Annotated in this window: 19 protein-coding genes; all 19 read right to left on the bottom strand. The window is 51.9% G+C overall.

The genetic code is table 11. The annotated features are described in order from the left end of the window. Positions 1-11: 11 nt before the first annotated feature. The 19 genes from IEY39_RS29835 to IEY39_RS16135 all read right to left on the bottom strand — a co-directional run bounded on the left by IEY39_RS29835 (position 12) and on the right by IEY39_RS16135 (position 19,403). On the bottom strand, positions 12-182 hold the full coding sequence (locus tag IEY39_RS29835) for a hypothetical protein (protein ID WP_229688937.1): 171 nt from the start codon (positions 180-182) through the stop codon (positions 12-14). 48 nt (positions 183-230) lie between these two features. After that, positions 231-2,174 (bottom strand): tRNA wybutosine-synthesizing protein 4 beta-propeller domain-containing protein, encoded by a 1,944-nt coding sequence (locus tag IEY39_RS16220; protein WP_188933398.1) that lies wholly within the window; start codon positions 2,172-2,174, stop codon positions 231-233. 270 nt (positions 2,175-2,444) lie between these two features. Beyond that, positions 2,445-5,489: a sensor histidine kinase gene (locus IEY39_RS16215; RefSeq protein ID WP_188933395.1), complete on the bottom strand. Its 3,045-nt coding sequence runs from the start codon at positions 5,487-5,489 to the stop codon at positions 2,445-2,447. A gap of 33 nt (positions 5,490-5,522) precedes the next feature. Continuing rightward, entirely contained in the window at positions 5,523-6,284 is a 762-nt protein-coding gene (locus tag IEY39_RS16210; protein ID WP_188933393.1) for a LytR/AlgR family response regulator transcription factor, read from the bottom strand. 204 nt (positions 6,285-6,488) lie between these two features. Next, positions 6,489-6,962, bottom strand: coding sequence for a ribonuclease H-like YkuK family protein (locus IEY39_RS16205; protein WP_188933391.1), 474 nt, complete (start codon positions 6,960-6,962; stop codon positions 6,489-6,491). A gap of 84 nt (positions 6,963-7,046) precedes the next feature. Beyond that, positions 7,047-7,751 carry an MIP family channel protein gene (locus IEY39_RS16200; RefSeq protein ID WP_188933389.1) on the bottom strand — a complete coding sequence of 235 codons (705 nt, stop codon included), beginning with the start codon at positions 7,749-7,751 and terminating at the stop codon, positions 7,047-7,049. A gap of 68 nt (positions 7,752-7,819) precedes the next feature. Then, a complete protein-coding gene (locus tag IEY39_RS16195; RefSeq protein ID WP_188933387.1) occupies positions 7,820-8,188 on the bottom strand; it encodes a CoA-binding protein in 369 nt (122 codons plus the stop codon). 37 nt (positions 8,189-8,225) lie between these two features. Next, positions 8,226-9,011 (bottom strand): fatty acid desaturase family protein, encoded by a 786-nt coding sequence (locus IEY39_RS16190; RefSeq protein WP_188933385.1) that lies wholly within the window; start codon positions 9,009-9,011, stop codon positions 8,226-8,228. An 18-nt stretch (positions 9,012-9,029) separates the two neighbouring features. Next, positions 9,030-10,064 carry a TIGR01777 family oxidoreductase gene (locus IEY39_RS16185; protein WP_188933383.1) on the bottom strand — a complete coding sequence of 345 codons (1,035 nt, stop codon included), beginning with the start codon at positions 10,062-10,064 and terminating at the stop codon, positions 9,030-9,032. Beyond that, on the bottom strand, positions 10,054-10,461 hold the full coding sequence (locus IEY39_RS16180; RefSeq protein ID WP_188933381.1) for a hypothetical protein: 408 nt from the start codon (positions 10,459-10,461) through the stop codon (positions 10,054-10,056). The genes IEY39_RS16185 and IEY39_RS16180 overlap by 11 nt, the downstream gene beginning before the upstream one ends. 148 nt (positions 10,462-10,609) lie before the next feature. Then, positions 10,610-11,125 (bottom strand): GbsR/MarR family transcriptional regulator, encoded by a 516-nt coding sequence (locus tag IEY39_RS16175; protein WP_188933379.1) that lies wholly within the window; start codon positions 11,123-11,125, stop codon positions 10,610-10,612. Positions 11,126-11,172: 47 nt separating this feature from the next. Continuing rightward, the gene (locus IEY39_RS16170; RefSeq protein WP_188933377.1) at positions 11,173-11,994 is read right to left on the bottom strand and encodes an energy transducer TonB; all 822 of its coding nucleotides are present in this window, start codon (positions 11,992-11,994) and stop codon (positions 11,173-11,175) included. Positions 11,995-12,030: 36 nt separating this feature from the next. After that, complete coding sequence (locus IEY39_RS16165) at positions 12,031-12,813, bottom strand: energy transducer TonB (protein WP_188933375.1); 783 nt, start codon at positions 12,811-12,813, stop codon at positions 12,031-12,033. A gap of 19 nt (positions 12,814-12,832) precedes the next feature. After that, positions 12,833-14,284: a hypothetical protein gene (locus IEY39_RS16160; protein ID WP_188933373.1), complete on the bottom strand. Its 1,452-nt coding sequence runs from the start codon at positions 14,282-14,284 to the stop codon at positions 12,833-12,835. Positions 14,285-14,384: 100 nt separating this feature from the next. Then, positions 14,385-15,509, bottom strand: coding sequence for an NAD(P)/FAD-dependent oxidoreductase (locus IEY39_RS16155; RefSeq protein WP_188933371.1), 1,125 nt, complete (start codon positions 15,507-15,509; stop codon positions 14,385-14,387). Beyond that, positions 15,491-16,213: a methyltransferase domain-containing protein gene (locus IEY39_RS16150; RefSeq protein ID WP_188933369.1), complete on the bottom strand. Its 723-nt coding sequence runs from the start codon at positions 16,211-16,213 to the stop codon at positions 15,491-15,493. The genes IEY39_RS16155 and IEY39_RS16150 overlap by 19 nt, the downstream gene beginning before the upstream one ends. Before the next feature lie 9 nt (positions 16,214-16,222). Further along, the gene (locus IEY39_RS16145; RefSeq protein WP_188933367.1) at positions 16,223-17,314 is read right to left on the bottom strand and encodes a type III polyketide synthase; all 1,092 of its coding nucleotides are present in this window, start codon (positions 17,312-17,314) and stop codon (positions 16,223-16,225) included. Between the two features lie 17 nt (positions 17,315-17,331). Beyond that, positions 17,332-18,201: a UbiA family prenyltransferase gene (locus IEY39_RS16140; protein ID WP_229688936.1), complete on the bottom strand. Its 870-nt coding sequence runs from the start codon at positions 18,199-18,201 to the stop codon at positions 17,332-17,334. Then, positions 18,198-19,403: a glycosyltransferase family 87 protein gene (locus tag IEY39_RS16135; protein WP_188933365.1), complete on the bottom strand. Its 1,206-nt coding sequence runs from the start codon at positions 19,401-19,403 to the stop codon at positions 18,198-18,200. The genes IEY39_RS16140 and IEY39_RS16135 overlap by 4 nt, the downstream gene beginning before the upstream one ends. Positions 19,404-19,405 lie beyond the last annotated feature (2 nt).

The following is a 19,405-nucleotide window of genomic DNA, read 5'->3' as shown; positions in this document are numbered from 1 at the left end:
TTGTTTATTGATCAGTTAAGAGATGTGTTCATTCTTTTATGCCTATCTCCACCCTCCTGGAAATTTACAGGGGGCAGGATCATGGGAAGGCCCTTTTCCAGTGCAGCCACCAACTGATCCCAGTCAGCAATATCCGTCCTGAGCGGGTATTCTTCGGAAGCCCGCTTAAACAAATCATCCATATTATTCACAGGTAATGGTGGCATAAAATAGTTCCTGATTGAATATGTTCAAGGTGTGGGGATAGCAATTTTTCTGACAACGGTTCCCGCCGGTGTCACCACCTGCAGCACATATATCCCTGGCGTCAACTGCCGCAGGACAACCTGGCCATCCTGCAAGGTTCCGCGCTGGCAGATCTTCCCGTCTATCCCGATGAGCAGGTAGCTTTCCCGGGAGCCGTTGCGTAAAACTGCTTTTACGGCGCCTTGACCCTCGGGGTACCAGGTTAAACCATAAGCAGGAGAGAAGGAAAGGGTAGCAATTCTACTATAAGCCAATTGCTTTTCCCCATCCACCTGTTGCAGGCGATAGTAATTTATTCCTTCTGCGGGGTGGTCATCAGTGAACTGGTAATCGGAAATGCCTGTGTTGTTGGCAAAATCGGTTACCGTCCCGATCGTTTGCCAATGCATTCCATCCAGGCTATGCTGTATGATGAAATGTGCGCTACCTTGCTGATGCGAGGTCTTCCAGGTTAACAGTGCCTTGTTACGGTTACAGGTTGCCGTGAAGCCAATGATCTCCAACAACAACACGGTCATATTGGGCCTATAGACCCAAAGATCATTGAGATAACCGGAGGAATTTCCCCCCAGGAGCCAGAGATCGTTATTGCTCGTGGTCCAGCTGACAGCACCAGTCCGGGAGCCGGGATTATTGGTGGGGGCGCTGATGCCTTTTGTTCCATAGCTGGCTGTTGCGCCGCCAAAATTATTTCCGTTGATCCATGTCCATTGGTTGGAGGGGATGTCGTATCGCCACATATCGTTTAAAGGGTTATCGAAACTACCGGTAGCCGCAAAGCCGTCTCCGCCAAAGAGCCATAGCCCGTAATTGCTGTCGGTCCAGCTTACAAATTGCCAACGGCCACCAGGCTTATTGGCAACGGCCGGAGTGCCCATCGTCCCATATACCCCGTTTGTATTGAATGTATTGTCACCACTCATCCAGGTCCATTGGTTAGCCGTTATATCATATTTCCAGCAATCGTTTAAGAAGTGGGCATTCCCGTCCCTGCCGCCAAAAAGCCACAGATCGTCATGCCCGTCTATCCAGCTTACAAATTCCCAGCGGTTGCCGGGTTTATTGGTATTGGCCGGGACGCCCCTGGTCCCAAAGACGCCGGCCGGATCGGTCGTGCTTGTATTATCGCCGCTGATCCAGGTCCATTGTTTTGCCGTAGTATCGAACCTCCAGAGGTCGTTCAAAAAATTTTCGCTCAACGGAGTAGTGCCTACGCCATCTCCCCCAAAAAGCCATACGTTGCCATGACTATCGACCCAGCCTCTGGCTCCACGGCGGGCGCCGGGTTTATTGGCTGCAGCCATGACCCCTTGTGTCCCGTATACGCCGGTGATGGTGACGGCGCTGTCCCCGCTGACCCAGGTCCATAGGTTGGTAGTAATGTTGTATTTCCAGCAATCGTTCATAAAAGTTGAATTCGATGCGGACGAAGTGGGAGTGGCAAAACCCTCTCCCCCGAATAACCACAGGTTGCCGGCAGCATCTTTACAGTATGCGGGATAGTGGCGGGCCCCGGGTTGGTTGGCGGCTGCCGCTACACCTTTCGTGCCGTACACTCCGAATGCATTACCGGTATTGCTGCCACTGACCCAGGTCCATAGGTTAGTGGTAAGATCATATTTCCACAGGTCATTCAACACCACTGAGCTGCCTGAAGCATCATACCCCAGTCCCCCAAAAAGCCAGAGAGTATTATTGTCTGTCCAGGTGGCTGCATCCATTCTGCTGCCGGGTTTGTTGGCCGGGTCAGCAACACCTTTCATTCCGTACACTCCGACATGGTTGGCGGTATTATCCCCGCTGATCCAAGTCCATTGGTCGGTCGTTTGGGCTTCCAGGCGGCTGCCGGTTATGGTCATAATGGTGATGATGGAAATAAATACCTTTTTTAAGGCATCGGTGTAGGGAAAGGGGGTAGCATTTTTCATAAAATAAGGATTAGGATGAAGATAACTTCTGCCGGCAGGAATGTTGCAAAAGAGACTGCCTCGCGTGAAGGCAGTCTGGTGGTGACCCGCATTTATACTCAGAGCCCGTACCGGTGAAGTAGCAAAGCCGCCATAGGGTTAGTAATACTTACGGCATTACGATACAAAAAAAATACTTATTCATGGTCTTTTGGATGGGAATTAGTATACGGTTCGATTCACCGTTTAAAGGAGGGATTGGCTGAGCCAGCGCTGCAGGGTTATCGGCTTTTATCCGGGCAGCATTCTTTTTCTCCTGATCCGCAGGATCACCTTTGTACCTGCCGGCCGGTGATCAGGATCATATAGGTCGCCAATATCAATTGGCGCCGGCTCTTCTGTTCCGTTATGCTCTTTTATTCTGCGTCTGCTGATCTCAATGCCTTTTGATTCGTTGGCTTCCCGGATCACCTTTCCGGCGGCGGCCTGCTCCCGGCCTATCCCGTTATCGATGATCTCTGCGATCAGCCAGTCATTGTCCGTTTTCACCAGGATATCCAGCCGGCGTTCGCCTTCTTTCCGGCTCAGCCCGTGCCACAGTGCGTTCTCTGCAAAGGGTTGCAGGATCAGCGGCGGAAGCCCTTCTTCATCCGGGTCAATATCCGGGCTTGTCATGATCGTGTATTGCAAACTAACGTGCAGCCGTAATTGCTCCAGTTGAAGGTACCATTCCAGCGCTTCCAGCTCTACTTTAAGGGAAATGGTGCTTTGCTCCGAATGGTTGAGCACCCGCCGTAACAAGCGGCCGAATTTACTGATATACAAAGAGGCTTCTTCCGGTTTGTTATCGAGTACCAGCGCCTGTATCGAATTGAGCGAATTGTAAATAAAGTGGGGATTCATCTGGGAGCGTAGTGCTTTCAATTCCAACTCCTGCAGTTGCTCCCGGATCTGCGCCTTGCGCCGGATGCGCCGTATGAGGTAGTAAAGAGCCAGACTCAGCAGGGCGGCGGTCAGCGCCACAAGCGACAGTCTGAACCACCCGGTTTGCCAATACGGCCGTTCGATCATAAAGGCAACTTCAGCCGGCTTACCCCAGTCGGTGTCGGATACACGGGCCCTCACGGTAAAACGGTACCTGCCGGGGGGGAGCTTTACGAAGGATACGGCATTATTCTTTGTGGCGGGGCTCCACCCGGCAGCCTGAATCTTCGGCTGTACATCGCCGTCTTCCACTTCCAGGTGATAGGAATATTCCAGCCCGGATGTGCTGCTGAAACAAGGGGCCCTATACGATATGCTCAGGTTATTCTGATTGTAGGGCAATACCGCCAGCCGGGGTAATTGCCGGTATCCATAGAGCGTGTCCGCCCATGCGCTCCATTGGGTCGGCTGCAGGTTGAGCTGGACATCTTCAATCGCTGTGGCAGGAGGAGCATTACTGAATTGCACCAGGGACGGGTCCCACCGGAAAATGCAGTCCCCAGTGCTCATCCATACCTCTCCGCCCGGCTCTGTCAGTAACCTGGCATCCCGCCATTGATTATAGGAAATCCCCATTTGTTCGCTCAGCCGGTGTATGATGGGTCGGTCTGTCGGAGACGTGCCTGTTTCCACGACTACCAATCCCGAGCCGGTGATGGCCCATACCCTGCCCATGGCATCTATAGTAAGGGTTGGCACAACATCCTGGGGTAAGCCATCCTTAACGGTGATCGTTAGCTCCTGCACCGGCAACTGCTGTTCATTCCAATGACATCGTATAAGCCCGCCGTAATAGCCGATCCAGAATTTCCCGGAAGGTTCGGTATAAAAGGTCATAAAAGAGTTGGACCCGGTGGTCCCTGTTTCGCGGGAGACATCCCGCACCCTCCCCTCCATATCTATCATCAGCAGTCTGTCGGCCGTATTGACCAGGACGCGCCCATTATCAAAGCAGTGGATCCCGCGCAGCCGGGTGATCGGTTGCCCGCTGCCGGTTGCCCGGAAAACATCCAGGCCGTGCTCATTCCCATATAAGAGGGCCTGGGCACACAGGTACACTTTTTTATTCACTTTATTAAAACCTATCCGCCAGTAACTACTCTGTTTGCTACCTGCCTCCCCGGTTATCCCGGTTATATCCTTCAACCTGTTCCTTTCCAGCAGGCATATTTTTTTTTCACGCATCGCCAGCCATGTTCTGCCCAGGGAATCCCGGCACCAGTCATCCACTATTTGCCTGGCGATACCGGCGGCGGCGGAGGGGGTATAGGTAAGCGGCATAGGGCCGAACCCGTCGCCCTTAAATTGCAGCAGGCCGTTGCCGGTGCAGGCGATCACGGCGTTATCCTGCGCACTGGCCAGGTTGCGTACGTCCTTTAACAACGGATTACGGGTGGCAGGGAAAAGGGTATAATTCACTTCCCTGATCTGCAGCAACCCGTCCACGCAGCCCACCCAGATATTCCCATCCCTATCTTCATAAATATCCGACACCAGGTTCTGGGTCAGGGGAAAAGAGTCTGTGATCACCTTCTCGTCGTCTTTCCGGGAGACCAGCAGCCCTTCCTGCTCAGTGCTCATCCATAGACGGCCCCGGGAATCATGGAAATAATTTTCAATCTTATTATTGTACAGCGTATGTTCAAATAATGATCCGGCATCTGTCGGTAATAACCCGGCGCCTGCCGGCCCTGACGATACCAGTCTGTCCGGCAGGCTCAGGTACAACCGGTCATCGTACAAGGCCAGCCTATTGTACCAGGTACGCGCCAGGGGATGTTGGCCTAATAGGCGGTATTGCCCCCCATTATCCCGGAGCACCAGGTTGTCGCCGTAATTAATGAACATGCCCTTTCCGGTCTCAATGATGTTGCGGCAGGCATGGTTACCCATTCCGGGATATAATTGGATCTTCTTCCACTGACAGGTGTTCCACCGGTACACCCCTTTATCCGTAAATGCCAGGAGATCGTTGTTCTTTAATTCCTCAATGCCGAATATAAAGGAGACGGGCTGATTATCATCAAAAGGATACGTGATACATTTCCTGCCTTTGATCTCTGCGATCCCATTACGGGTGCCGACCCATATTCGCTGGTTATGATCTTCATAAATACAATCCACCGTCAGGTTGGGCAACCCGGCGGCATATCCATAATTGACGAATTCCCTGCCATCGAACCGGCTGAGCCCATTTGCCGTTCCCACCCACAAAAATCCCTGCCTATCCTGGTAGATCTGCAGGACGTAGGAATCGGGCAACCCGTCATTGGCTGTATATTTATGTAAATAAAAATGCTGGCGAACCGCTCTGCCGGTAAGACTACAGAGAAGTAGTTGCGCTAGTAGCATGCAACCATAAAGAAAAGGTCTTGTCAACACTAGTTATCCTTTGAAAAGGTTCAGGAAACTGGTCTTATTACGTCTTGCTATTTCAATTTCAGAGCCATTGCTCATCACTGCGATGCCGCCTTCGCCCCTCAGGTATTTTTCGATATGCAGGAGGTTGATCAGGAATGATTTGTGCGCACGGAAAAAGTGCTGCCCGCCCAACATTTCTTCGTAGGACCTCAACGTATGGCTGGAAGTGATCTTCTGACCGCTGACCAGGAATATCTCAGTATAATTGCCCTGGCCCTGGCAGTAAATAATATCCTGAACGGGGAGGAACTGTAGCCCTTCGGAGGTGGGTACGGCGATCTTATTCGTGAACTTTTGACCAGGATTTATTTGCTGATGAAGTACTTGCAACTGTTCGGCTGTGCGGGATCGTTGAAGCCGTATCTTATTGATTGCTTTTTGGGTAGCCTCCGCCAGGGCGGGCGGGTCTATGGGCTTTATGAGGTAGTCGATCGCGCTGTACCTAAAGGCTTTTACTGCATATTCCTGGTGCGCTGTGGTGAAGATGATCTCAAATTCACTTTCCGGCAACTGGTCCAGCACTTCGAATCCCGTCTCGCCCTGCATTTGTACATCCAGGAATATCACTTGTGGTCGCAATAACCGGATGCCTTCCGTAGCTTCCGCCACGGAGCCCGCTTGTCCAAGGATCTGTATGCCGGGAAAATAACGGCTCAACAGTTGGGCAATAACAAGCCTGCTCTGATATTCATCATCTACAATAAAAGCGCTGGTCTCCTGGGTCATGCGATAGGATTATGGTCAGAAGGGTCGGCTGGCAATGTATACATTCTGGCGAATGAATCCAATACCAACTTAGTAGTATGCTGATAAATTAATGCGCTGGAGAGTGATGAACGAAGTGAAAATCAGCTATTTAGAGGGGAGACAATTCCATGGGTCGTGATTGGGGCACGACCGTCGCCGCGTAGGAATATCGGCGGGTGCGGACTAGTTCACAACTTTATTTGCACAGCTGCTGCTGGCAAATGCTTCCGGCTTGGCCTTGAAGGCGAAGCCCATACCAAGGATGTAACCCATCGCTTCCTTCAATGCATCATTGCTCTTGAAATGCGGATTCGTATTGATGTCAGCATGGACTTCCATGTCGACATTATACTTGTTGAAGAGATTGCAAAGCTCGTAAGCAATCTCGATGCTCTTTGCTACCTCTACCAGCATCCGTTCTTTGATCGTGTACTGATGTCGGGTCTTTTCGTTGTGAATGAACATGAACCCGCCATGTCCTTCACGCAGAAAAACGATCACGGTAGCAAATTCCGTTTCCAAACCTTTTACCTGGGAGTCGGTGCCGATACATACTTTCAGCCGGTAGCCCTTCTCGGTCTCCCTGCGGATCGCGTTTTCAACGGCTTGAATGATGGGAAGTTCGATGACATCACCATTAAATTTTCGCCATAGCATATAATAAAGGATTTTTCGAATTTACCGAAAAACCCTCTAATAGCAAAATCGCATGGAGATTAAGGTTTTATTAAGCGCTCAGCATTAGGCCTTTGTTTCAAATACGCCTTTCCATAACCATGCAGCCACGATGCCTCCAACGAGAGGGGCAACAATAAAAAGCCACAGTTGCTGAAGCGCCTTTCCGCCAGCGAACAAAGCAGGGCCGAAGCTTCGCGCAGGATTCACCGATGTTCCCGTGATAGGGATGACTACGAGATGGATGAGCACAAGCGTTAACCCGATGGCAAGCCCTGTCATTGGCCCGGTGCCCAGCTTCGATGTCGTCGCAAAGATGACAAAGAGAAACAGGAAGGTCATCACGGCTTCTGCCAGGAAAGCCGAGACAATGCTGTAATTGCCCAGGTAACCTGGTCCCCAGCCGTTGGAACCCAACGCCCATTCACCCATCGTGAAATTGGACGCTCCCTGCTGAAAAGCATACAATACCGCTGCCCCCAGTAAGGCGCCAACGAATTGTCCGACGATATAACCGACCGCATCCCTTCCATTGATCTTGCCTGCAACCAGCATGGCAACGGTGATGGCAGGATTGATGTGACAGCCCGAGATAGGGCCGATAGCATAACACATTACAGCAACCGTAAGCCCGAAAGCCAGCGCGATCCCCAATAAGCCGATGCCCGCAGGGGCGCCTGCCGCAATGGTCTTGCCGGATATAACGGCAGCGCCACAGCCAACTAACACAAGCGAGAAAGTGCCGATGAGTTCAGCCAAGTACTTCTTCATATGATAGTGTTTGATTTACCATTGAAGATAATAAAATTTTCTTATGTAAGCTAGTGGTTTTCAGGGGGTCAGAACTGCCCCGTACTCAGCAGCACCAGCGTACAGGCCTCGAGGGGCTGAATGCCGTTGGCCTGTGCCAATCCGGCTAATTCATGATTCTCCGCACCGGGATTGAAGATGATACGTTTGGGATGGAGGGAAAGGATATAATCGTAGTATTCTTTTTGCAGCCTTGGATTGAGGTAGAGCGTCACGGTGTCGACATCTGTGAAGGCCTTCTTTTCCGTGTCGATGGCTACATCTCCCACGGTGACCGGCCTCAGGCCAATGGCTACCACCGGATGCCCCTTGCTTCGCAGCCGGTTCATGGCCAGATAGCTATAGCGTTCGGGATTATCCGAGGCTCCAAGGACCAGTGTCTTTTTTTCGATGGACATGTTGATAATACAATCGGCAACGCGGTTTGTTCACAGCCTAGAACACTTCTTTTACCTGCAGATCGGGCAGCTTCTCCCTGATGCGGGTCGACAGCTCCGGTAATTTTATCGTCGGCACCCCCGGAAAGAGGTGGTGCTCTAAATGGTAGAACATGTTATAGGTAAAGAAATTCTTCCAACGCGGGCTCAGGGTCCGGGCAAACACATGCTCATCGCAGTCATGATGAACCGTCCACACGGCAAAGAACCCCGAGAACAATTCGCCTGTCAGCATAGCGAGGATATGGTACTCCAGGAAGCGGAGCCGGAAGAAGAAAGCAGCCAACGCAAACAACACCATCGCCGCCAGTTCGATCCGGATTCCCTGCCTTATGGCTTTGCCGCCATCCCGTAACGCCACGGCATGAAGCCTGTAGATAAAGATCGGACCATAAAGGACTGCCACCAACGGCTTCATCCTTGCGCAATTTCCTTCGACATCCTCTTCCTGTAAACAGTACTTATGATGACGGAGATGGTTGTATTTTACAGCGTGCATCGCCGTCATCATCAGCATGCTGTTGAGGAATAAGGTGAACCAGGTGGCAGTCTTCGAAACTCCGAGGGTATGATGGAACCCGTTATGTACTACACGCAGTCCCGTAAGAAAGAAAAGAAACGAACAGGGTGCTGCCAAAAGATAAAGATGAAACCAGGCGAGGGTCAGGGAAGCGATAAGCCAGGGCAGCGTGATGCCATTCTCGATCACCTTTTCGGTGAATGTCAGCCGACTGAGATCCCGCCACCGGACGGTTCTAAGCCGTTGGTCGTGTAATAAGCTCATAACAATTGGTTTTTTGGATCAGAACAAATGAAACCTCTTGCGCGGCAGCTTGCCGACAATCGCGTTCAATGCCGGCTCCACCCGGTCGTATTCGAACCGGAATCCCGTCTCCAGCAATTTTGCCGGCAGCACCCAACGGCTCTTCAGCAATAGCTCGGTCTCCGTGCCGATGAGCAGGGCGCCGAGTTTTAACAGGAAGGCGGGTGCGGGCAGACCCAGGCGATTGCCGGTGACCTTGCGGAGGGTCTCCATAAAGACAGCATTCGTCACGGGGCCCGGCGCCGAGAGGTTGTAGGTGCCTTCCAGTTCGGGATGGTCGAGAAACCATTCGATGGCGCGACCAACATCATCGATATGTACCCAGCTGTACATCTGCTGCCCATTACCCTGCCGGCCACCGAGCCCATACTTCACCAGATTGAGATACGGGACGACCACGCCGCCATGTCCAAGGATGATCGCCAGCCGCAACGCGATCTTGCGGGTAAAAGGAGTACGTTGCTCGTCGAAGGTCTTCTCCCAACGCTTGCAGACCCGCACGGAGAAGTCATCCGCCATCTCACCCGTATACTCATCCTGCGGTCTGTCCTGTGCATGCCGGTAGATAGTGGCGGAGCCTCCATTGATCCACAGCTTTGGTGGCACTACTGTTGCCTTGATCGCCTGCCCGATCGCGTGGGTGGCGTCGGCGCGGCTGTCTGAGATGGCCTGCTTGTTGCGGGCCGTATACCGGCAGTTCACGCTACGGCCGGCCAGGTTGAGCACCAGGTCGCAGCCTTCCAACTCATCGGCCCAGTGTTTCTCTACAAACCGGCCATCCCAATGCCAGTAGGTGATGTTGTAGCCATCCGCCGCTCTCAGAAGCCGGTGGCTATAGGAGTTGTTGATGGACTCCTCCGGCCGGCTGGTGATGGGTGTTGCCGAGCGGCTGCCGGTAGCCGTAGCCGATTGACGGGTGAGGATGACCACCTGGTTATCCTTGCCCCAGCGGGCGGCCAATGCCTGACCGATGAAACCCGTACCACCGGCGATGACGATCTTTTTATTTTTCATTTTTTACAGTTTCACCGGGGTAAACAAAATGATGTGCGAGACTCTTCTTTTCCAGCATTGCCCTTTTACGCAGTTTGAAAAAGATCAGCATGTTGAGGAAATGCATCGCGCCAAGTATCAGGATGATGGCGCCTACCTTGATGCTCAGCACCTCGACCAGCACCCTGGCGGTTAAGATGTTGTAATCGACACTCAGCGTATATACGGCATAACCGATATTCACCAGGTAAAAGCCGACCAGCAGGAGGTTGTTGACCGCCTTCGCCAACTCCTCATTGCCATGAAAGATGTCGATAAGAAAGACCTTACCGTTGCGAAACAGCGTGCGGGCAACCCACACGGTGAGGGTGACGGTTAATAAGAGGTAGACGCTGTAGCAGATGAGAATGTAAGTCATAGTTGTAAGTTTTTATTTTGTTTTGAATTTTCAGAAAATATTGAAAGATATTCGCCAAATAAAAGCCGCATAACGGCTTACTTTATTCCTACACTGCGCCTGCATCCCGGCATCTCCTTTCGCAGCGCACCCGGTCTTCCGGCCCCTATCAATTCTTCCCTGCAAAAAATTTGACCAGGCTACCCAGGAACCAGTGCTCATCCGCCTTGATCATCGTATCGAGCGCCTTGTCCGCCTGCTCACTGAATTTCCGGATATTATTGATCGTCTCGGTAAAAGTCTTCACCCCCTTGTCCCGTTTGTCGCCCTCTACATCGCTCAACTCTTTCAACACCGGCAGCATCTGATCGAGCTCTCTTTTCTTCCTTTCTTTTACAATCTGCCGGGCCACCTTCCAGATGTCCTTCTCGGCTGAAAAGAACTCTTTTCTTTCACCCGGGACAAGCACCTTCTGCACCAGGCCCCAATCGATGAGCTCCCGCAGGTTCATATTCGCATTCCCCCGGCTGATCGCCAGCTGCTCCATCACTTCATCCGCGCTAAGCGGGTCGGGGCTCACCAGCAACAGCGCATGGATTTGCGCCATCGTCCGGTTTATCCCCCAATTGGTTCCAAATCGCCCCCAGTCGGCTATGAATCGGGCTTTTGCTTCTGCTAATTGCATGACCAAAGCTAGGTAAACTTTTTGAACTTTCAAAATTTACTGAAAGTTTATTTTCTATTGATGACCTCCATTTTGAAAACGATCGGTTGCCGCTTATAAGATCTGACCTGCCTGCCGTTTTGCACTGCAGGGGTCCATTTGCCGCTGAGGGCGATGACCCGCATCGTCTCTTTATCGAGGGGATAGGCGATCGATTGGTCCATCCAGATGGAGGCCGGTGCGATAAACCCTGTTTTGTCGACTATAAATTCCACTACGGGTTGCCCCATCAATCCCTTCTTGACAGCTTCGTCCGGATAACGCAAATTATGATTCAGGAATCTGAGCCAGGCTGCGGGGCCACCAGGAAATTCAGACTCGATCTCTACCTTTGTTTGGATTTCTTCCTTGTCCGAGGCAACCTTGATGCTATCCCTTTCCCGATGGAGCTGAAGCGTATCTTTTTGCCAGATCAACTCTCCATTGGAATAGAATTGTTGCGCGACAAATATGCTGCCATGCAACCCGTCCGTGTGGATCGACCAGTAGCCAGTGCGCTTCCCATTATGATAGTTTCCAAAGGTATCCACCTGACCACGGAAACTGTAGGTAATATATCTTCCGTTCAGCATCGTACCATCGGCCGTATTACTTTGGAAGGAAACGACGCGGGGGCCGTCTATCCGGTAGAGATTCGTTTCCCATAGCGTATCGTCAACCTGCACTGTTTGCAGGAGAAGGGCGGCATTTTTTTCTTTGCACTGCTGGCCGTTCTCGTCGCGCCAGATGAGCTTTTCATTCTTATAGGACTGCGCAAGGGAAGATAATGATAACAGCATCAGGACCAGGCCCGACGCGGCCGTCCGGAAAGGGGTAATTCTATAGGTCATGGCGCATAAGTACGGAAAAATTACCGTAAAATCAACTTAATGCAATTTGAATAAGATGGGCTGTTCCCTATACGATCTGACGGGTTTACCATCCATTTTGGCCGGCTCCCAGTCCGGGCTCCGGTAGATGATCCGCAGGGCCTCGCCGTCAAGATCGTATTCTACCGATCGGGCAACCCAAACATCATCGAGCGATACCATTCCATCTTCATCAACAAGAAAGGCGATGATCACATCTCCCTCTACCCTGTTTTTAAACGCCATATCGGGATAGCGCAGATTTTTATGCAGATAGGCCAACCAGGCTGCCGGTCCGCCCGGGAATTCCGGCCCCACTTCCCCTTTCATAGGCACAAAGGCTTCGTACAGTTGCAATTGCTGTTTCCATTCCACGCTGTCCTTTGTCCAGAGCAGGGTGCCTTCTTTATACCACATTACCCGCACTATCCGGCCATCACGGGTAAACACCCGCCAGTATCCCTCCCGCCGGCCTTTGGAATAGGTTCCTACCGTATCGGCATCACCCAAAAATGTATACGTAATATACCGGCCATTCAACATATGGCCGTCAGGGTCGCCCGACTGCATCGAACGGATGCGGGGACCCCCCTTTTGGTACAGGTTGATCTCCCATAAAGTGTCATCCATTTTGACGACCTGCCGAAAGGTTACCGCCTTTTTTTCTTTGGTAGGATTGCCCGATCCATCAAGAAAGGTGAGCTTTTCATTCCGGTAGATCTGAGCCCGGGAAGATAGGGACATGAATAACAACAACAGGCCTGAAATGGCCGTCACGCGAGAGGTTTTGGTCAGGAGCATGATGCATAAATACGGAAAATTACTTTACCGTTCCATTCTTCGGACAGGTATATTCTTTAGGCTCCTTGAAGGAGAATCCTCCTTTGCCCGGCCGGATCACCAGCGCGAGATAGAAACCCCCGTTCTGCGACTTGCTCTTCGAAAAGACATCGCCCCAGTTATGAAAGCCCAACAACAGGGGGCCTGCCTTAAAGGCGCCGCCGATCCATACCTTGCCATCCGTGGTCACCGTTATTGGCAGATAGCCGCCAAGGCGCCTGGTCTCCCACCTGGGGGTAACCGCCAGCAAAGTGATCTCCTTGGTAAACAACCGTTGTCCCATGTTGTTCCCGCCAAGGTTGAGGGTTAGTTCGGTATTCAGGGCAAAATGGTTGGGTAGCGGCCGGTCGACATTTAGCACCAGCCTCGCCGGGTTCCAGATGCGGAAATGACCTCTCAGCTTGGTCATCGTATTGACAACGGTGGCAAGACTGTCGTTGAAAGCGGCAAAGCTTTTGACATAATTGAATTTCTCGTTGAGATCGATATCCGATGTAGTGGTTTTGGGATTGCTCACGGCCCTGCTCTCTATTCCATAATCGTACATATTCGCCCCGATGTCCATCAAGGCGGCGCCGAGCTTCCACTCATAATCGTAATAATCGTCTTCATCGCCAAAGACATGGACGTTTTGCGATTTTACCAGGTATTCCACCCCAAGGTCGATGGCCGCCCCTCCCTGCGTATGCGTCAAAAAATCATTCAGATTCTTGGTGGTGCTGTTGTTATTATGCCATAGATCATAATTGGCAGAATACCCATAGATCGCTTTGCCACCCGCCAGCGAATAGATGGTCGTGCTATCCAGCGCGTTACGCCTCACCGCGCCATTGGTCAATTGCGCATACGCCCCCGAGATACCCCGCATGGCATGAAGGGTGACACCCGCATTCAACCGGCCATATTCGTCATCCCACATCGTCCGGCTATAGGTGCCATACAATTCCAGCCAACTGCTGGACACGACGCTCGCCTGGTAGCTATTGCCCTCATTGATGCTAAAGAACTGGTTCATATCCTGCAACGTATCGTTGTAGTTGACTACGCCCGTGCGCACGGAACCATATCCCCGCAGGTTGGCGCCAAAGGATATGGCCTGCTTACGGTCAAGCGCGAGCCTGACATTCAGGAGATGAACATTATAATTGAAGGAAGCGTACCGCTTCAGCGGCCCGTTGGTCCAGCTGTAACCAAGCGTATCTCCATGGGTGAGATAGGACAAGTTAGTGAAGGTGATGGCATTGGTGGTATTCTTGACCTGCACCGAAAAAACAGTAATATCCCAGGGATAAGGGGTACTCAGGATGGTGGCCGGATTATTGGCTACCCCCATCGAACCAGCATAAGGCGACCCGTTGATGGCCTGATAGTCCTGCGCGGTCGCCCCAAACGTACAGATCAATAAAGCAAAAAATACCCCCCTGAATTTCATGGTCTTAAGAGTTTGCAATTCAATAGCAGTCAATTGATTGGGCGGCTTTTTCGGTGGGATATAGGGTTACGGCTGTCGCCTCAACAGGAGAAAAGGATCATTAAAACGGTTGACCATGCGTTTGCCTGATCAAGAACGAAACCACTTTTGGAAATGGTTTCAGCGAATATAATAAAAGATTTGTACGCAACACAGTACTAAACCAACGTTGTAAGAATCGCCCCATCCACAGTCGCCAGCCGAATTGGCTGTTCCACCGGTCGATCCACTCCTGTTCAAGCTGATAGCGGGCTATTTCGCCCTTTAAAAAGTCGTCTATACAGCCAAATGCGATCTTGCTGCCATGCAGGGCCATGCTCATCCCGTTGCCGGACAGGGGTGGCGCCATTCCGGCCGCATCTCCGATGAGCAAAACATGGTCTTCCACCTGCGTCTTTTTCTCAAAGCTTATCTGGGCGATCGTCACCGGCTGTTGAAAGAGCCGCTCTGTTTTAGCGAACAACTCATCCAGGTACGGATTGGTGCGGAGGATGGTTGCTTCCATTTCCGGAATGGAATTGCCGCACGCCTGGAGATTGGCGGCCGTTGTCATATAACAAAGACAGTAACGGTCTTCTTCCACCTTCGAGATGCCGCAATACCCATTAGGAAAATGGTGCAGCTCTATCTGGTCAGCGGGAACACTGGCCTTGACATGATATTTGACCCCCACATAATTATTTAGCCTGGTGGACTTCTTCCGGATAAAGGCGCGCTTCCAGCGGACATCGAGGTTGCTTCGCTTCCCGTATGTTCCACAGGCTACCCTGGCCGAAAAAGTTCCACCGCTCGTCTCAACGGTAAAGCTGTTCCGTTGGAATGAAATATCTGTCACCCGTGTCGATTCATATAATTCAACCCCTTCCGACCGGGCTATCTCCGCCATCGCGGCATCGAGCCGGTAGCGGCTGATGCCAAAACCACCAAGCGGCAATTCCTGCTGCAGCGACCGGCCATTGGGAGCCGACATCAACAGGGTGTGGATGATGGGGAGGTTCCAGTCGCTAAGGGGCAAACCCAGTTCCTCCAGGAAATTCCAGCTTTCCAGGCTGATATATTCTCCGCAGACCTTGTGAAACGGATAGGCCTCTTTCTCAAAAACGGCTACGCGATAGCCGGCCCTGACCAATTGGATCGAAAGCCCGAGCCCCGCCAGGCCACCCCCTGCTATGATGACGTCATGCATATAGATTTGTGTACGATCAACCAGCGGAAAGCCCATTTCCACCTCAACGAATAAGCGCCGGCGCCCGCCTGCCGTAACAGGTCTTCCCACTCCCGCCGGCTAAAACCCCGCAACACCGACAAAGGGGCATCATTCTTTACCAGGTAGGACGCCGAGAACCAGGTCGTCAGCAGCCTGATCGCGTGATACGCCACCGGATGCCGTTGCAGGTCGTTGATAAACCATCCTATCGCTGTCTGTTCTTCCATCCACCGAAGCTGAAATATAAGCTCTTCGTCCGTAAAATGATGACAGAACAAGGAAGAAAATAGAATATCCGGCTTCCCCTCGGTGAACGACACATCCCGGTAGTCAGCATGCACCCACGTGGCATTGTCACCAACCCATCGTTGCCGGGCTACCGTTAAGCAGTCGGCATTGCTGTCGATGCCGGTTACCCGTACTTCGATGCCCCGCTTCCTGCACCATCGGTGAAGCACCCGCAGATTGTCCCCACCGCCACAACCGATCTCGCAGAGGTGTAGCCGTCGCCGCCCGCGGGCGAGATCAGCCAGACCGCTTATGCTGATGGCATGCCCTCCCAGCCAGGTGTTGATAAAATCCAGTTCCAGCATATTTCTTTCGATATCCGGAAATGGCAGTCCCTCACCGTCCAGCAATTCCTTTTCATAGCTTCGCCTTGAAAAATCAGGTTTGCCAGGCATACGATAACATTAATTACTCTCCGCGATAAAGGTCTCCATGGTAAGTCCCGGACCAAAAGCCGCCCCGAATATACAATTTGGCTGATTATCGTTCAGGTCTTCCAGGATGCGTTGCAACACAAAGAGGATGGTGGGAGAAGACATATTCCCAAACTGCTCCAGGACAGCATAGCTATGGTCCAAATGGCCGTTTGTAAAAGTGAGGCTGCTATAAATGGCATCCAGGATCTTTTTACCGCCCGGATGTACACACCAATGTGTCACCTGTTGTTGCCCGATACCCCACTTTTTAAGGGCGTTTTGCACCAGTCCCGCAAAGTCTGCACGGATGACATCGGTTACATATCCGGTGAGCGTCATCCGGAACCCCGTCGAAGAGAGGTCCCAGGTCATGGCCTGCTGTCCCTCAGGTGCTATCTCCGAATAGAATTGTTTCAGCCGCAGACCCTTTCCCGGATGCTCATCCGATACTACCAGGGTGGCGGCCGAACCATCTGCGAACAACAGACTCGACAGGATATTGTCCAGCGTCGACTCTTGCTGGAAATGGAGGGTACATAGCTCCGTACATACGACCAGGATGCGTGCCCCGGTGTCAGCCGCCGCCAGCGCATGCGCCAGCTTCAGGCCATGTACAGCGCCATAGCAACCCATGAAGTTGACCGAAGTTCTGAACACCGTGGGTGGCAATCCGAGGGCGGCCACCAATTCCAGATCAAGCCCCGGCGCGCTCATGCCTGTACAGCTCACCGTTATCAGATGGGTTATCTCCCGGGCGTCCAACACACCTTCCAGGCAATTACGGATAGCCGACAGCGACAAAGGCGCCGCATGGTCCCGGTACCATTTCATCCGCAATTCCAGCGAAGGGAAAGGCTCCAGGTTCTCCGTAGGCGGATAGAACTGCCATTGCCTGGCGGGCCGTGAGTAGTCTGGAATCACCGAATATCGTGTCCCGATGCCGCTTTGATGGTAAAGGAATTTCAATTTTCGGCTGGCTTCGATTTCCAGGCCGTAAATCTTCTGCATAAAGGGCAGGATGTCTTCCTGTCGATGCCGGTGGGCAGGCACTGCCGTTCCGATGGAGATGATCTTACTCAATAGATGTGTTTAAAATTTTACCCCATCACCAGTACTGCGATGAAACCGGCATTGGTGCAAATCGAAGCTAGGATATTCATTCGCATGGTATTGTTAAAATTTGCCGCCGCCGGGTCCCGCCATACTTTAACAGCCCATATCAGAAAATAAACGATCACAGGCAGCATACAGGTTGCCAGTACCTGAAATTCTCTGATCTGCAGCGTACTCAGAAAATAATAGGCCAGGACGAAAAAAGCAACCCCATAGATGAGTCCCGTGAATATAAAGCTGCCCCGGTAGCCAAGCACCAGACTCAGGGTCCTCACCCCATCCTGCCGGTCGGCCTCATGCTGATAAATTTGTGTTAAAGGATAAAAGCCGCCGAGTAACAGGGAAGCGGCAAGCATTGCCGGCGCCACATCCAAGGTATCCGCCCATATTCCTGCTTTATGGCTGCCCTGGTATACCAGGAAAAAGATGAGTGCACCCTGGCAGCTGATCACTGTCAGCCAGCCGATGATGGGATATTTTTTCAACCGAATGCCCCGATAACTATAGGCCCTTGATGCAAGAATATAGACTGCTAGTCCGGCTACGAAATAGAGTCCAATAAAACATCCCAGGGCCAGCGCTGCCAGGTCCATTATCAGTGTCACCCGGAATAATGTCCGCGTCGGTTGCGGCGGATGTTCCAATCCACCGATAGGTGTGCTATCCCTGTCCATATAGCTGTTATAACCGTTGCTGGCAGGATAGACCAGCCCATGCAGTATTACAAAGATCAGCAGCGCGCGTCCCCAGTCCTTATCCACCACCTGGCTCAGCGCAAACCAATATACCGGCATCAGGAAGAAAGAGAAAGGAAGCCGTAATAACTGCAGCGTAGATGATCGGGTTTGTTTCATACTGTGCGAGCCTCCGCGACACTATCCGGTTTATATGATAAAAAGATCTGTTCGTATACGATCCTGAACCAAACGACTATCGCCATTACGGCTTTTATCCCATAGGGCCGGATAAACTCATTCCGCACCGGCGCCGGTACCAGGTCGGAAACGGACATCGTGATCAGCAGGAAGGAGAGTATCAGCAGCACGCGGTTCACTGCATCGGGTCGCTGAGCCCAATACCAGATGCCAATGCCGCTCATGGCGATGATATAGGTAGGTGACTCGGCCTTGTGATTGAAGATCACCATCCAGATGAGCACCGAGGCCAGGTAAAGGAGGCGGAAGGACAGGTCTTTGTACTTGCGCACATAAAGCAACGGCAACAAAAAAAGCAGGATGCCGGCCAGTGTAACAATGTTCTTGGCTCCGGGAAGATTGAACCAGGTTACCATGATCCCCATTACCGAAACTCCCGTAGACGCCGAACGATCATTCAACAGCAAGTGTAGCCAGCTCTTGTACAGCAATAGCAACTGCGGTCCGCTGACGACGGCCAGCGGGATGAGCGCAAAGAAGACCATCCAGAAAAGCGTCCAGCCCATCAGACGGAGCTTACCGGGGTAGAAAAGGTAAATAACGAATGCCAGGGCGCCATAGATTTTAATATAGAACGAGAAAACGACGCAAAGGGTTGACAACATATACTGCCGGCGTTCGGCCAGGGCAAAGGCAAGAACGGTAAGGCCCGCCATCAGCCCGTTGCTCTGCGTATTCTGTATCGACAACAGCATTTCCAGCAGACAAAACAACAGGATATAACTTTTCTTCTCATCGTCAAGCCCGGGCAGCAGACGGATGCCGGCAAACAGGCAAAGGGAATTGAACAGATTCCAGAGCAAAAGCCCGATGGTGTCCGGCATCCAGGACAGGAGTCCGAAACAAAGCGCGAAAGCCGGAGAATATTTGTACAGATCCCAGTGGTCATTCGGGAAGAGCTGGTAGATATCCTTATTCTGCACCAGATGATAAAAGGAGAATTTGAAGATGCGGAAATTATTGTAGTCGATATATGGCCGGCCGCCGGGGACATAGACCTTCGGCCCTGCCAGCAGCCCTTGCATAGCGGCGACGATGGAGATGAGGATATAGGCAAAAAGGACGATTGAAAGACAATGGGAATGCCAGAAGCGAAGCAGCTTTGATTTCGACAGATTCATTC

Source organism: Puia dinghuensis (assembly GCF_014642875.1).
Taxonomy (GTDB): Bacteria; Bacteroidota; Bacteroidia; order Chitinophagales; family Chitinophagaceae; genus Puia; species Puia dinghuensis.
This window is presented reverse-complemented; position numbering and strand designations above follow the sequence as displayed.

Coding starts and splice junctions, on each gene's coding strand:
- IEY39_RS16140 (WP_229688936.1), bottom strand. CDS start 18,201: ATGAAACAAACCCGATCATCTACGCTGCAGTTATTACGGCTTCCTTTC.
- IEY39_RS16170 (WP_188933377.1), bottom strand. CDS start 11,994: ATGACCTATAGAATTACCCCTTTCCGGACGGCCGCGTCGGGCCTGGTC.
- IEY39_RS16135 (WP_188933365.1), bottom strand. CDS start 19,403: ATGAATCTGTCGAAATCAAAGCTGCTTCGCTTCTGGCATTCCCATTGT.
- IEY39_RS16220 (WP_188933398.1), bottom strand. CDS start 2,174: ATGAAAAATGCTACCCCCTTTCCCTACACCGATGCCTTAAAAAAGGTA.
- IEY39_RS16195 (WP_188933387.1), bottom strand. CDS start 8,188: ATGTCCATCGAAAAAAAGACACTGGTCCTTGGAGCCTCGGATAATCCC.
- IEY39_RS16165 (WP_188933375.1), bottom strand. CDS start 12,813: ATGCTCCTGACCAAAACCTCTCGCGTGACGGCCATTTCAGGCCTGTTG.
- IEY39_RS16190 (WP_188933385.1), bottom strand. CDS start 9,011: ATGAGCTTATTACACGACCAACGGCTTAGAACCGTCCGGTGGCGGGAT.
- IEY39_RS16175 (WP_188933379.1), bottom strand. CDS start 11,125: ATGCAATTAGCAGAAGCAAAAGCCCGATTCATAGCCGACTGGGGGCGA.
- IEY39_RS16200 (WP_188933389.1), bottom strand. CDS start 7,751: ATGAAGAAGTACTTGGCTGAACTCATCGGCACTTTCTCGCTTGTGTTA.
- IEY39_RS16185 (WP_188933383.1), bottom strand. CDS start 10,064: ATGAAAAATAAAAAGATCGTCATCGCCGGTGGTACGGGTTTCATCGGT.
- IEY39_RS16205 (WP_188933391.1), bottom strand. CDS start 6,962: ATGCTATGGCGAAAATTTAATGGTGATGTCATCGAACTTCCCATCATT.
- IEY39_RS29835 (WP_229688937.1), bottom strand. CDS start 182: ATGGATGATTTGTTTAAGCGGGCTTCCGAAGAATACCCGCTCAGGACG.
- IEY39_RS16150 (WP_188933369.1), bottom strand. CDS start 16,213: ATGCCTGGCAAACCTGATTTTTCAAGGCGAAGCTATGAAAAGGAATTG.
- IEY39_RS16160 (WP_188933373.1), bottom strand. CDS start 14,284: ATGAAATTCAGGGGGGTATTTTTTGCTTTATTGATCTGTACGTTTGGG.
- IEY39_RS16180 (WP_188933381.1), bottom strand. CDS start 10,461: ATGACTTACATTCTCATCTGCTACAGCGTCTACCTCTTATTAACCGTC.
- IEY39_RS16155 (WP_188933371.1), bottom strand. CDS start 15,509: ATGCATGACGTCATCATAGCAGGGGGTGGCCTGGCGGGGCTCGGGCTT.
- IEY39_RS16215 (WP_188933395.1), bottom strand. CDS start 5,489: ATGCTACTAGCGCAACTACTTCTCTGTAGTCTTACCGGCAGAGCGGTT.
- IEY39_RS16210 (WP_188933393.1), bottom strand. CDS start 6,284: ATGACCCAGGAGACCAGCGCTTTTATTGTAGATGATGAATATCAGAGC.